General features: G+C 47.0%; 9 protein-coding genes. 8 read left to right on the forward strand and 1 reads right to left on the reverse strand.

The window, feature by feature from the left end; all coding sequences use genetic code 11:
- Nucleotides 1-7: 7 nt before the first annotated feature.
- Nucleotides 8-913 carry a ChaN family lipoprotein gene (locus tag ACY2RR_RS20820; RefSeq protein WP_490110114.1) on the forward strand — a complete coding sequence of 302 codons (906 nt, stop codon included), beginning with the start codon at nucleotides 8-10 and terminating at the stop codon, nucleotides 911-913.
- Nucleotides 914-1,099: 186 nt separating this feature from the next.
- Entirely contained in the window at nucleotides 1,100-1,303 is a 204-nt protein-coding gene (locus tag ACY2RR_RS20825) for a hypothetical protein (RefSeq protein WP_490110115.1), read from the forward strand.
- A gap of 220 nt (nucleotides 1,304-1,523) precedes the next feature.
- On the opposite strand, the gene ACY2RR_RS20830 is transcribed toward ACY2RR_RS20825, so the two are convergent.
- Nucleotides 1,524-1,787, reverse strand: a complete 264-nt coding sequence (locus tag ACY2RR_RS20830) for a TfoX/Sxy family protein (protein WP_490110116.1) — start codon at nucleotides 1,785-1,787, stop codon at nucleotides 1,524-1,526.
- 135 nt (nucleotides 1,788-1,922) lie between these two features.
- Here ACY2RR_RS20830 and mrcB point away from each other — a divergent pair, with 135 nt between their 5' ends.
- The 6 genes from mrcB to fusA all read left to right on the forward strand — a co-directional run bounded on the left by mrcB (nucleotide 1,923) and on the right by fusA (nucleotide 13,986).
- Entirely contained in the window at nucleotides 1,923-4,271 is a 2,349-nt protein-coding gene (gene mrcB, locus ACY2RR_RS20835; protein ID WP_490110117.1) for a penicillin-binding protein 1B, read from the forward strand.
- An 86-nt stretch (nucleotides 4,272-4,357) separates the two neighbouring features.
- Nucleotides 4,358-5,395 (forward strand): phospholipase A, encoded by a 1,038-nt coding sequence (locus tag ACY2RR_RS20840; RefSeq protein ID WP_490110118.1) that lies wholly within the window; start codon nucleotides 4,358-4,360, stop codon nucleotides 5,393-5,395.
- A gap of 144 nt (nucleotides 5,396-5,539) precedes the next feature.
- Entirely contained in the window at nucleotides 5,540-8,107 is a 2,568-nt protein-coding gene (locus ACY2RR_RS20845) for an autotransporter outer membrane beta-barrel domain-containing protein (protein ID WP_490110119.1), read from the forward strand.
- A gap of 12 nt (nucleotides 8,108-8,119) precedes the next feature.
- Nucleotides 8,120-10,594 carry an ExeM/NucH family extracellular endonuclease gene (locus ACY2RR_RS20850; RefSeq protein ID WP_490110120.1) on the forward strand — a complete coding sequence of 825 codons (2,475 nt, stop codon included), beginning with the start codon at nucleotides 8,120-8,122 and terminating at the stop codon, nucleotides 10,592-10,594.
- A 521-nt stretch (nucleotides 10,595-11,115) separates the two neighbouring features.
- A complete protein-coding gene (pdxH, locus tag ACY2RR_RS20855) occupies nucleotides 11,116-11,754 on the forward strand; it encodes a pyridoxamine 5'-phosphate oxidase (protein WP_490110121.1) in 639 nt (212 codons plus the stop codon).
- 186 nt (nucleotides 11,755-11,940) lie between these two features.
- The gene (gene fusA, locus ACY2RR_RS20860; RefSeq protein ID WP_490110122.1) at nucleotides 11,941-13,986 is read left to right on the forward strand and encodes an elongation factor G; all 2,046 of its coding nucleotides are present in this window, start codon (nucleotides 11,941-11,943) and stop codon (nucleotides 13,984-13,986) included.
- Nucleotides 13,987-14,763 lie beyond the last annotated feature (777 nt).

Here is a 14,763-nt window from a genome sequence, read left to right on the forward strand (position 1 = left end):
CCATTTAATGATCACTCGAAAGTCCGGTGCAATTGCTGGCGCACTTTTTTTGTTTACGTTAGCCGGTTGTTCAAAGCAGATGCTGGAACCACTTCAGCCACCACCGCCACCAATGCCTTTTTACAATACCGTTAACCAGCCAGGTGCTTATGAAGATTTTTTTGAAGACCTGACTGGAAAGCTCGCCCAAAGTGATTACATCATTCTTGGGGAAAAACACGACAATCCAGAACATCACAACCTTCAGCTTGATATTCTGAAAGAACTCCATGCTCGCGGTTGGCTAAAGCAAATCTCAATGGAAATGCTCACCACATCCCAGCAGGCTGATGTGGACATGGCCATTAGCCGAAAGATTACCGATTACTACGGCCTTGAGCAGGTATTGCAGTGGGAGAAAGGCTGGGACTGGAACCTATACGGTCCCATTGTAATCTGGGCTATCTCAGAAGGTATTCCCATCAAAGCGGCGAACCTCAACAAGAGCGAGCTGGCAATTATTCGTGAACAACCACAGCGTGTGGGCACGGAGATTCTTGGGAAAGAAGGCCTGAAAATCCACAAAGATCAGTTCAAAGAATCCCACTGCGGCCATATAGACAGAACACGACAGGAATCCATGTTGCGGGTACAAGTCGCAAGAGATGCTCGTATGGCTGCCAGTATGCTTTCTGTAAGAAGTGGCTCTGTGCTGTTGGCTGGTAGCTGGCATGCCCGTAAAGACATTGGAGTGCCCAAATATCTTCGCGCCTCCAAGCCTGATGCCCGCATCCAGTCTCTGGGCATGATTGAACGCCCTGTTGATGATTATCCGGCTCTGGAAAAAGAATATGATCTTGTCTGGGAAACAGAAGGTGTTCCCCGCCCGGATTACTGTGCAATGTTTAAAAACAGGCAACTGAAAAAGCCCTGATTCCCCATCACCTTCCGGATTCTGTTGACATTTTTTCGGCAGAATCCATCCTTTCATTCCACTCTTTTGAACCCTTTTCTTCTCTTTTAGTCGAACTTCCAGCGATATGGCACGTGTTTGCCATACTTGGAGGGGCTTTTTGGTATCCCACAGAAATATTCGAATTATGGGGAGGAGTAAGGTTCTATGGACTTGCTGGCACTTTTTTCTGAATTATCACTGTTACAGTGGGTAGGAATCTTTGCCGCTGTTGTGGGCTGGCTCGGGCTCACCTGGTGGTTAGGTGAAGTGACCGAAAAACGTGGGGGAGACAGAGAGTCAGGGGCTCTTGTGGGCTTCTTTGTACCAGGGCTGGTTGTGCTAGTGATCTGGTGGGCAATGTTTCAGTAACCCTTCCTGCAGGCTCAAAACAAAAACGCCAGAACAAAAAAATCCCCGGTGGAGACCGGGGAGAATGCCGTGAATTGCCTGATGAGGAGATATTTGCCTGCTTTGGCCTTGGGGTACCATCGCCGGTAAATATCAGCAGCTGATAGTCAGTCAGCTGCGGCAAATAATAATCATTCTCATTTGCATTCGCAAATCTTTTTTGGGATTTTTTCAAGAAATTTTACATTGAGGGTTCAGCAGGTCCTTCGACGGCTTGTAGCAAGCGATCTTTATGTTCCTGGCTGAGTTCACTCCAGTGGGAATCCAGCAAGGCACCTTCCAGTGCATACAGCAGAACTTTGGATACTCTGAATCCACGCGCTTTCACCTTACGGTAGGCTTCTGCGGCTCCGGCAGCTTTTAATTGTTCGGGGCTGTGAATACCCACGGCATTCAACCACTGAACCGAGGTCTTGCCGAGGTTTTTCATCTCGATCAGCTCCATCAAGGCAAATCCTTTTGCATACAGATAGAACAGTTAGTCATTATTAACACTGTAATGATAGACGAAGAATATAAAGAGTTGGCTGAATTGACATGAGTTGTTCCAGAGCGCAACAGGGATACATATAATCCGGCAATGGCAAAACGACCTTCTACCAGAAAATCGACCTCTCCCAAGCGCAAATCCAGAAAGGCGAAAAAGAGTCAAACCGGCATAAAACGCTGGCTTCCTTCATGGAGCCTGATTTTCAAATTAATGCTGTGTGGATTTGTGATACTGGCATCATGGCTGGTTTATCTCGATGGCGTTATCACCCAGACCTTTGATGGTAAGAAGTGGGCCATTCCCGCCAAGGTATACGCCCGCCCGGTAGAACTTTATAGCGGCCTGACTATTCGACCCGAAACTTTGCAATCTCAGTTGCGGCGGCAGGGTTATCAACCGGTAGAAAGGATCAGCCGCCCAGGCACATTCTCCCGTGCCGGAAATACTTTTGAAATTTATGTTCGTGGTTTTCTGTTTCCTGATGGTACTCGTGATGCTCAGAAAGTTCGTATTTCGATCTCAGGGAATACTCTTTCCAGCCTGACAAACCTTGGCGGCCAGCAAATCCCGGTACTTCGCCTTGATCCGCAGGTTATGGGAGGGATTTACCCCGCCAGTTATGAAGACAGGGTTCTTGTTCGTCTGGCAGAAGTTCCTGCAGCCCTGACCAAAGGTCTGGTCACCGTTGAAGACCGGGACTTCTATGAACACTGGGGCGTTTCTCCCAAAGGTATTGCCCGGGCAATGGTTGCCAATGTTAAGGCCGGAGGCATTGTTCAGGGCGGAAGTACTTTGACCCAGCAGCTGGTGAAGAACTTCTATCTCTCTAACCAGCGAACCTTTACCCGGAAGATCGAAGAAGCCTTTATGTCTCTATTGCTGGAATTTCATTACAGCAAAGACCAGATTCTTGAGACGTACCTGAACGAAGTGTATCTGGGCCAGCAAGGTCAGCGTTCGGTTCATGGCTTTGCTCTTGCCAGCCAGTTCTATTTCGCCCGTCCTCTCAGTGAGCTTGACCTTTCCAAACAGGCCTTACTGGTTGCCATAGTGAAAGGGCCTTCCTACTACAACCCAAGACGTTACCCCGAACGAGCCAAAGCCCGCCGTAACTTGGTGCTGGATATGTTCGCAGAATATGGGATCGCATCTGAGTCAGAAGTCGCTCGTGCGAAAAAACGTTCTTTGGGTGTGGTTTCCAAAGAACGTTTGCAGGCTAATGCTTTCCCAGCCTATATCGATTTAGTGAAACGCCAGCTGCGGCAGGATTATAAAAATGCCGACCTAACCAGCGAAGGTCTTCGCATATTTACCAATATGGATCCGATTATTCAGCAGCAGGCTCAGGAAAGCGTTGAAAAGCTGACTCGCACTCTGGATGGGAAAGATGATGAACTGGAAGCAGCAATGGTTGTTACGTCTTCCCGAACTGGTGAAGTACAGGCGATTGTTGGTGGTCGTGATGCAGGCTTTGCTGGCTTTAACCGCGCCCTTGATGCCCGCCGCCCAATAGGGTCATTGATCAAACCTGCTGTATATCTGGCAGCACTTTCAAAACCATCACGCTACACCCTCGCCACTCCAATAAAAGATGAACCAATTACCCTGACAGAGAAAAGTGGCCGGGAATGGACACCCAAGAACTATGACAAACGTTCCCACGGAGATGTGCCGCTCTACCTGGCACTTGCGAAATCCTATAACCAGGCCACTGCACGACTGGGGATGGATGTTGGCTTGCCTGCGGTTATTGATACTCTGGAAACCATGGGGCTGAGCCGTTCTATTCAACCCTATCCATCACTTTTACTTGGTTCTCTGGATTTAAGCCCGGTAGAAGTTGCCGCTATGTATCAGACTCTGGCATCCGGTGGTTATCGTCTTCCGCTGCGCTCCATTGATGCTGTTCTGGATGCTTATGGTCAACCATTAAGTCAATACAGCCTTTCTGTTGAAGAAGCCTTCCCTAAAGCCCAAGTGGAATTGATAGACTTTGCCCTGCAAAGAACCATGCGCGAAGGGACAGGTAGAAGTGCTTACCGTGTATTGCGTTCCTCTCTCAGAATCGCAGGTAAAACTGGAACAACCGATGATCGCCGGGACAGCTGGTTCTCAGGTTACTCCGGCGACACTCTGGCTGTTGTATGGATGGGAAGAGATGATAATGGCCCAACCAAATACAGTGGAAGCAGTGGAGCGTTGCGGGTATGGACTGATTTCATGAATAAACGTCCATTACAGTCTTTAACGCCGCCAGTATCACCTGACGTCTCTTTCTATAGCATTGACCGTACAACCGGTCTGCTGGGTGGTGAAGGTTGCAACGATGATATTTCGCTGCCATTTATTAAAGGTTCCCAACCTCTTGAAAGTGCGCCCTGCGCCGTAAAGTCACCGGTCAAAGGGGCTGTAGACTGGTTCAAGAGTTTATGGGACTAATTGCTCAAGAGTTGACTGAATAGCTGGATTCCCACGATTAAAGGCTGCAATAATCCGGCGCATTAACAATAAACAAATAAACACCAATGACTACAAGCAAAGCCATCCGGTATTTCGTGTTTGTTTTTAGCGGCCTGACACTTCTACCCGCTCAAGGAGCGTTCGCAGACAGCTATCAGGATTGTCTTCTGAAACAGTTTGAACAGGCGACGTCTGAAACAACTGTAGCCACAATAAAATCTATCTGCTCTTCTGCACAAAGCTCTCACTCTGAGCTTGTCTCGCAAGCAGAAGATGATGATGATGACGAGCCAACTCCTTTTGAAAACCGAATTGCCGTTGAAAGGAAAACCCGGGACGAGTTGTTTGTCATCTCGCCACACAGACAGAACTATGTTCTTCCACTGTCTTACAATGACAAACCAAACTGGAAACCTTTCAGAAATAGAACCGCTAACTACGACAAGATGGAAGTCAAATTCCAACTGAGCCTGAAAGCGGCTGTTGCCAAAGGTGTTTTTTCAAATAAAGGAGATATCTACGTTGCCTACACCAACCAATCCTGGTGGCAGGCCTACAACAAAGATGTTTCCAGCCCCTTCCGTGAAACCAACCATGAACCGGAAGTTTTCTACACGCAGGCAACGGATTTCGATCTGTTTGGCATGAAGGTTCGCAACATTCAGTTTGGCCTTAACCATCAGTCTAACGGTCGCAGTGATGAACTGTCACGAAGCTGGAACCGCGTATTTGCATCCGTACTGCTCGAGAAAGATAACTTCTACCTCCACCTGAAACCCTGGTGGCGTATTCCCGAAGACAAGAAGAAATCACCTAACGATGCCGATGGTGATGACAACCCGGATATCACCAAATACCTGGGCTATGGTGAAGCCAGCATGTTCTACAAGTTGGGCGAGCACAACATCAGTATGATGCTGCGCAACAATCTGCGTTCAGACAATAAAGGGGCTGTACAGCTAGGCTGGTCTTTCCCATTAAGCAGCAAGAACAAACTACGGGGCTATGTTCAGTACTTTAATGGTTATGGTGAAAGCCTGATTGACTATAACGCCAGTGTCAGCCGTTTCAGCCTTGGGATAATGCTCACCGACTGGCTCTAAATTACATAACCAAAGACTTATAAATAACCTGCTGACATAAACACTTCGATTTATCAGCAGGTTTCCTCTTTTTCCCCACCACACCTGCGGGTTATGTCTATTCTGTCTGCTGTTTTTCCTTAGCAATTAGCTGCAGTAACCCCAATGAACAGATCATTTGTGTCCTGCATGTTGCCGCTTTGCGCTGCCATTCAGGCATCAGGTGCACTGGCTGAAGAATGCCAGAGCACGATAAACGGCAGTTGTTCTATTACTACCCCCAAGTCAGGCAAAGGTCCTCTCTATACAGTTCCCGCCAGTACATCTGGAACTGTAGATATCACCAGCTCAGTCAGTGCTGAGACCCGAAACGAAGCTTTTCGAATAAGTGGAAAGAGCCCTGCTTTTAACCTTGATATAAAGGAAGGCGGAACTGTTAGTGCGGAGTATACAGCGCTGCACTTGCAGCCAGATTCCTCTGTGGGAGCTGTTAATGTACTTGGTACACTGTCGTCAGAGTTTGAACATGCTGCAAGAGTATCAGCTAAAGCCACATATACCTTCACTGTTAACGGGACAGTCCAAACCCAGTCAGAGTTTCTTCCAGCTATCAGTATTGATGGGAACTCCTCTGGCATTCTCAGCATAAATGGGACGGTTTCTGGCCAACAGGGTGGTGCAATTCTTTACACCTCAACACCAGATTTATTAAAAAGCGACGCTCCCGGTAGCCACGCCCTAGTAATCAGCAAGAACAGTACTGTTTCAACAACAGCAACAGACCTTTTTGATGGCGCAATCAGTTTTGGTTCACCAACCAATATTAATATCGCTTCAGCACTGCCTAAATATCAATTCAATTCAATTGTTATTGATGGAACTATCACCGGTGGCAAAACCGGCATCGCGCTGGCTCATGGTGAGCTAACGTCGTCAGATTCAGGTGGCAAGCTAAGCATTGGACTTCTAGAAAACAGCCGTATTACTGGTCAGGATACTGGTATACGACTCGGTAAAGTTGTTGATGGCACAAGCTATGCGAAATTCGATGGAAAAATAACCATTCAGGGAACAGTCGAAGGTGGCAAAACAGCAATATTTGGTGCTGGAGACATCACTGCAAAATTAGTTAACCAGGGAACTGTATCTGCTAAATCATCATCAGCGGTTGCTATCGACTTCTCACAAGCAACCAATGCTCTGACCTATATACAGGAAAAAGGCTCAACTCTCGGCGGAATTATTGGTAATGCAGACAGTAAAGCCGTTGTTGATATTACTGGCGGTACAGTTCACGGTCGCTTAGCAAACATTGATAGCGCTTCTGTTGCCAAAGGGGCTGAGCTGAACCTCACTCATCCACTATCGGCAACCACAGTATCAGTTGATGGCAAGATAGGTCTGAATCTGGACACGGCCACATCACCATCAGCAGGTTATGTAACAGCTTCTGGAAGCCTCACCCTTGGGACAGAAAGCGAAGTTGCCCTTTCTGTGTCCAATCCAAAGATGGATACACCCTATACCCTGTTTACAGCTGGTACTCTCAGTGGCGAGCCAGCAACACTCACCAGCAACAATATGATGGTGAATACCTCAACTTCGAAACCTGTAGAGAACCAGTACGCAGCGACCTTTTCCCTGAAATCAGACCAGGAACTTGACCAGCAATTAAGAAAATCCGGCCTTTCAGGTAACCAGAGCACGGCTGTGGTGAACTCTATTAAGTACGCTCCTACAGCGACACTGGAGTTGGTTATGAAGGCGGGGGATGATCCGGCAGCTATGCAGGCCTTATCCCGTGAGCTGACCCCGGCCACACAAACAAGTTCAGCAACGCTGCAGAACAGTGCCCAGAATGTTGCCACCCGCGTTAACACTCGGCTGTCGTCTACCGGTGTAAGTACAGGTGATGGTGCAGACACTGTTCAGGGGTTCTGGGTACAACTTCATGCGGATGACAGTGACCAAGATAAAGACAAAGACGACCTTGGTTACGATGGTGATCAAAAGGGAATTACTATCGGCTTTGATACACATCTAAGAGATTCTGATGAAACAGCAGGTATTGCCTTCACCGCTGTAGACTCAGAAGTTAAGTACAAGAAGAGCAGTAACAAGCTGAACTCTGACCTGTACATGCTCACGTTCTACCGCAATATGTTTACAGAGTATGGTGAGCTGAGAGGCCAGTTCAGTTATGGCTTTGCCAATAACGAAGCTCAGCGCTACGTAAACGGTGTTAAACACAAAGCCAAATACGATTCGAGCCTGCTCAACCTCCAGGTTTTACTGAAAAACTCCGAACTGCTTCGCAACACTGTTCCTCTGGCTATTGTTGGTGGTATCAACCTGACCTACGCCGATACCGAAAGCTACAAGTTTAAAGGTCCATACCTGGATGAAAGAATCAAAGATACTGATGCCACCGCCTTTGAGCTTGGAGCCGGCGTTGAATATGTCTCTGAAGTTCTACCGAATCATATACAACCCCACGCCAGTGTTATGGGCTGGTATGACTTAAAAGATGACAAGCTTGATACCCGCTATACCATCGGTGCCAGCCCGACTATCAAGGTGAAAGCTCCCGATAAAGAACGCTTCACCCTGACTGGTCAGGTCGGACTTGATTACCTGCACAACGATTTGACCTACACCGCTGATGTGACTGGTATCTGGCGGGACGGTTTCACCGATGTCGGCTTTTTTGGCCGGGTTCGTTATGAGTTTTAAGAGGTGCAGATCATGAAAACCATTCACACCTGCGCCAAATATTGCGCAACTATTTTTCTGCTTTTCGCTTTTACTTGCCAAGTACAGGCCGAACTGATCATCAGCGAATATCTCGAAGGTAAAAGCTACGACAAGGCATTGGAAATCTATAATACGGGTACTGAAAATCTGGATTTGACGCAATACACCCTTAAGCGCTGCAATAACGGTGACTGCAGTTCTACAAGTGGTATTTTCGATTGGACAACCATTAGTGAGAGCCTCAGAACCCTTGGTCCAAACAAAGCACTGGTATTCGTTCATAACAGTGCTAAGCAGGAGGTAAAAGACAAAGCCAATGTAACGGAAACCAAACTAACCAATTTCAACGGTAATGATCCAGTTCAAATCCTTAAAGGAACCACTCTCATCGACATGATTGGCACAACCGGTGGTACTGACTTTGCCAAAGACCGCTTGCTGCGCCGCAGACAGCCTCAACCGAGTACATCCTATGATCCTGCTGAGTGGGAATCTATAGAAATCACTGTATCACCACCTCCAGCAGACCTTATCAGTCAGTTCGGCAGCTTCAGTCCTATAAACCCGATTCCTCCTGTTGACTGCTCAAGTAACACTCTTACTGCCATTCATACCGTTCAAGGCACTGGATCAGCAAGCCCTGAAGCTGGCAACATTGTAACCATGGAAGGCCTCGTGACTCTGGTTGCCAATAATGGTTTCTTTATTCAGGAACCAGCGGATCGTGAAGACAACAATGAAGCCACATCGGAAGGCATTTTTGTTAATGGGGCCGTTGCCGGTATTGCAGTTAATGATCTGGTAAGAATCCGGGGAAAAGTTGCTGAGGCCTACAACGAAACACGTATTCAAGAGCTGGAAAACGGTAAAGTTTGCAAGGCTGCCGGTTCACACAATCTTGCTATAAAAGAGAGAACTCTTCCTGCAGATATAGTCCTGCAAAAATGGCAATCCAGCACTGGCAGCATGGAACCTTATGAAGGGATGAAAGTGAAGTTCTCCGGCACAATCAGCAAGTCCTACAGCTATAACTATGACAGCCGCCAGAACGACTTATTTCTCTCCAAAACCGTTCAGTACAAGCCTTCGCAAATCTATCGCCCTGGCACAACAGAGTGCTCCAATTTGGTCACCCAGAATCAGGACAACCGTATTGTTCTGAAATCGGTTCTCAGCCAAACCAATGGAGAAATTGAGTATTACCCTCAATTTGATCCTTACAAGCACCCCCTGAGAGTTGGTACTCAGGTTAAGGATATTCCTGTTGTTATTGGGTACGGCTATGGTGACTACTTCTTCTACCCAACTGCTCCCTGGTCGGATGATCAGGTTGTTCCCTCTACAGATGAAGAGTTTATAAGAATCAATGCTCCGGCAACCCGTGCGCCGGGTTTAACACGCATAGCAGGGCTGAACCTTCTCAACTTCTTCACCAACGATGTTGTAGAAGGAGCGCCAGCTCTCCCTTCCGGCATGGACAGCAGGGGAGCAGATTCCTCCAACGATTTTGCCCTGCAACGCCATAAAACTGTTCTGGCCATTCGAAGGATGGACTCAGATCTCATCGGACTGTTGGAAGTAGGCAACAATGGCAAAGAGGTTTTGTCTGCACTTGGTAACCTTGTCACCAGCCTCAACTATGAGGAAGAAGATTCCAGCAAACACTATGCCTTTGTTTATCCTTCCAGCGGATCACATATCGGCACAGATGCTATCTCCGTTGGACTGATTTATCGCCCAGCTGTTTTTACTCCCTCTGGAGAACTGACTGTTCTGGAAATGCCCAGAGAAACAAAAACAGATGGAACGATTATCGGGCAACGTGACTCCATCGTGCAGAAGTTCTGCATGAAGGATAATGCTGAAAAATGTTTAACCGCAGTCGTAAATCACTTTAAGTCCAAGCGCTGCAGTGGCTGCAAAGATGACCCTGCCGATGAAGATGATGTTGGCGTTCAGGGTTGCTGTAACAACCTGAGGGTTTCTGCCGCAGTGAGACTGGGTGAACACATTAAGGCAACTTACGGCGATGAAGATGTCATCCTTCTTGGTGACTACAACGCCTATGGACTGGAAGATCCTGTATACATTCTTGAAGCCGACAAAGTAGAAGGCACTGTAAAAACGTCTTCCGCTGCAGCATTCCCAACCCCCGTGGCAGGGGAAACATTCCCCAACCCTGGCGATGCCATAACTCAGGGTTACAAGTATGTTTCACTGCCCCGCAAGCTTCATGGAGATAAAGCCTACAGCTATGTTTACGATGGCGAGCTTGGCAGTCTGGACCACGCGCTGGGTAGCCCCTCACTGGCGGCCAAAACCAAAAATGTGATCGACTGGCATATCAACTCGCTGGAGAACTCATTGTTTGAATACAGCTCTCAATACTCTGGAACACTGCCAAAGTCACCAGGGCCATTCAGCTGCAGTGACCACGACCCTGTTCTTATCGATGTGGAGCTATAAAACTCAGACATAAAAAAACGGAGCCTATTGGCTCCGTTTTAACGTTCCCTCAAGCGGATTGCTTTATAAGATGTGCGGTTAATGGCTTGCCTGCCTCCCTGCTCCCTGCATTTTCCGGATCGTTTAAACGATCTCTCTTAAAACACCTGGTTGCTGCTTCCGCTTTGCCACAAAAAAGCATCTTCCAAAACAATCCGTTCGTACGCCGTTATTATTTTTATTTTACGGCAAGAACTGACTTTATTATTTTTATTATTAGTCGAACTTCTTATTTTTATTGTGCCTGAGTAATAGCAGCCTGCATGCCAACTTCTATAAAACCTTTAAAATCAAACAGTTAACCAAACACTTAATTTTTTCTCACTTCGAAAATTGTTCGCAGTTACACATTACCCCCAGTTATAGGTAACACTCACCACAAGCAAGGTAACACCCGGTAACATCTGCGGTGACTGTTCTTTATAAAAACCAGTAACAGTGCCATCATCTGAAAATCAGAAGTTGGACTGGATACCATTGCTATGGACCTTAGCGCCCTGCGTGAAGAGTACACCCGAGACGGATTAAGCCGAGAGTCTCTTGCTCCTACCCCTACACTGCAATTCACCAAATGGTTTGAGCAGGCCCAGGCTATGCAGATTGCAGAACCGAATGCCATGAGCCTTGCTACGGTATCCGCCGACGGACAACCAAGCCTGCGTACAGTTCTTCTGAAGTACTACGACGACAAAGGCTTTGTTTTCTTCACCAACTACACCAGCAATAAATCACAGCATATTGAGAGCAACCCCAATGTTGCTTTGATGTTTCTCTGGCTGGGGCTTGAGCGACAGGTTGTTATTCGCGGCCAGGCTGAAAAAATCGGCAAGGCTGAAACCATGAAATATTTTCTTAGCCGCCCCCATGGCAGCCAACTCGGAGCCTGGGTTTCTCACCAAAGCAGCGTGATTACCGGCCGTAAAATGCTGGAATTAAAGATGGATGAGATGAAGCGCAAGTTTAAACAGGGAGAGGTCCCTGTTCCCTCTTTCTGGGGTGGCTATAGAGTGAAACCTGAGCAAATTGAGTTTTGGCAGGGGCGCCCGAGCCGATTACACGACCGTTTCTGCTACAAGAAAACAGATAATAATGATTGGGACATTGAACGTCTCGCACCTTAATTACTTTCTGCTGTTCACTTTATCACGCCTTCATTTATGAAGGCGTGCCCTCCTGAATTAATCCATTCCATTGACCGGGAACAAGTTTTCAACACTTCGCCCTCCATATACTGACCTTAGTAATTTCCGAATCATCAGCGTTACCTGTCACAACTCACATAATTCACTCGAACAGGAGGGAAGGTGATGGCCGGCTACACAAGCGACCAGATTCGTAATATTGCTCTGCTTGGCCATGCGGGTAGTGGTAAAACCACACTTTGCGAGGCTTTGCTTCACGACAACGGCAGCATATCAGCGCCCGGGACAATACAAGGGCGCAACACAGTATCAGATTATTCCGAACTAGAAAAACAAGCTGGACACTCCCTAGAAACCTCCCTGATTTACATACCCAATTCCACCTGCTGTATTAACCTGCTTGATACTCCCGGATATCCCGATCTTTTTGGTAGAGCTATGACGGCATTGCCTGCCGTGGAAACAGTAGCTCTGGTTATTAACGCAAAGAATGGTGTTGAACCTGTTACCCGACAAGCTTGGGAGAAATTAAAAGAGCGCCATAAGTGTGGACTGGTGATTATCAATCACGTCGACGAAGCCGATGATCTTGAATCTGTTCTGATGGATGTTCAGGAATCTCTAGGCTCTGAGTGTTTACCTGTTAACCTGCCCACAGAAGCCGGGCTGGTAACTGATTGCTATTTCAATCCTGATGAAACTATCGATACAAGCTTTTCATCCATCGAAGAAGCACACAGCAATCTCGTTGACCAGGTTGTAGAAGTTGATGATGAACTGATGGAACTCTACCTAGAGCAGGGCGAGAACATCACCGTTGAACAGCTCCATCACCCCTTTGAAATAGCTCTTTGCCAGAACCATCTGGTTCCTGTCTGCTTTACTTCCGCAGAAACCGGTGCAGGTATAGATCTTCTGCTGCGCGTCATGTCAGAACTTATGCCAACACCTCTGGAAGGCAACCCTCCACTATTTATAAAAGGCGAAGGGGAAGAGGCAGAAGAGATTACGATTCGTCCCGTTGCCGACGATCATGTTGTTGCCCATGTATTTAAACTAACCATGGATCCTTTCATGGGCAAACTGGGCATCTTCAGAATTCATCAGGGTCAGGTTCGCAATGGTAGCCAGCTTTTCGTTGGTGATGGACGAAAACCTCTGCGCATCACTCATCTGGTTAAACTTCAAGGCAGTGAACATTTATCTATTGATGAAGCTGGTCCTGGAGATATCTGCGCAATCGCCAAAGCAGATTCTCTGTTCTACGACGCAGTACTGCATGATTCCCACGAAGAAGATCATTTCCATCTGCGTCCTCTGAACTTCCCAACACCAATGGCAAGTATTGCTGTTGCCCCCGCTCATCAGGGTGATGAACAAAAGATGTCTGATGTTCTTCAGCGTATGGCATCAGAAGATCCAGGTCTGCGCATCGAGTTCCGAGAACGCCAGAACGAAACAGTCCTTCTTGGCCTTGGTGAACTTCACCTCAAAGCCGTCATGGACAAGATGGCTGCTGTTTACAATATGGAAGTTACCACCTCGGAACCCAGCATTGCTTATCGTGAAACCATCACTAAAAAGGCTGAAGGCCATCATCGTCACAAGAAACAGAATGGCGGCTCCGGGCAGTTTGGCGAAGTCTTCCTGCGTATAGAGCCACTGGAGCGTGGTGCCGGGTTTGAATTTGTTGACGAAATTGTAGGCGGTGTTATTCCCGGACAATTTATTCCTGCGGTAGAAAAAGGCGTTCGGGAAGTTCTCAAGCAAGGAGCCATTGCTGGTTATGCCCTGCATGATGTCCGAGTCATTGTTTACGATGGCAAACACCATCCGGTTGATTCCAAAGAGATTGCTTTCGCCACTGCGGGCAAAAAATCATTTATTGAAGCAGTAAAACAGGCCGCTCCTGTGATTCTTGAACCCCACGTTGCGATGGAGATTCGTTCTCCACAACAATGTATGGGCGATATAACCGGTGATCTCGCCAGTTCTCGTGGAATGGTGACCGGCACCGAAGCTGGAAATAATAATGATCTGACCATTCTGGCCAGCGCACCACTTTCCAGCGTCAGCAATTACAGTAACCGGTTGAAAGCACTAACCGGAGGAGAAGGCCAGTACTCATTCAGCTTCAGCCACTATGAAGCTGTTCCCGCTACGACTCAGAAAGAATTGATTGCTGCCTGGAAGCATGAAGATCAGGATTGACTCTGGCAGATCACCCTCTTGAAAAAGCGCTGTTATCCACACATCCATGGAAGGCTCCGTCAGGGAGCCTTTTTTTGTCCACAACAACCAATCTACAAGCTATTCCCCTGTTACTAACTTATTGTCTACTGGAAACAAACAGTTTCCTGTGGATAACTTTCTAGCTAAATTTTATTCACAGAATATGTGAGCAAATACGTGGATAGGTTGTGTTAAAGCGTTTACATCCTGTGTAAATGGGTAAGATAAGTCTCTGGAGAGCTATGAAAGGCAAAAATGTATAAAAAACATACAGCAATTTTTCATGAAAATTTGCTGGAAATTTCACATCGTGAGAAACACGCACCCTGACAGAATGACCGAAAATTTATTAGAGAAGAGTTACCAACAATGAGAAAACTGCCTTCAAACGCTGATATGAAAGGCACCAGGGAAGTTATTAACACGAAGTAGTGGATATTCTCGAAACGCAGGCACGGGAAAAAAGAGCTCATCCACAAGTTATTCGTGAAGGAACACAGTTTTTTCCTTAAATATACACAGGCAAAAATCACTCTATTGAGGAGAAAAAAGCGCAGCTTGAACAAGCTGCGCTTTGAGGTTCTTCACAAACAGATTAATTTACCGGCTATGTGACTCTGCAATTATTTATTCCTTTATTTGCGGTCATCCCTGTTATTTATCACATCTTCCTTTTCAGGAAGATCAACCACCAAACTGATCCATTTGCAGCCCTTATTATTTTTATTATTGGGCCACTGGAGCTGACATTTTATT

It is taken from the genome of Parendozoicomonas sp. 2304DJ65-17, assembly GCF_058148445.1.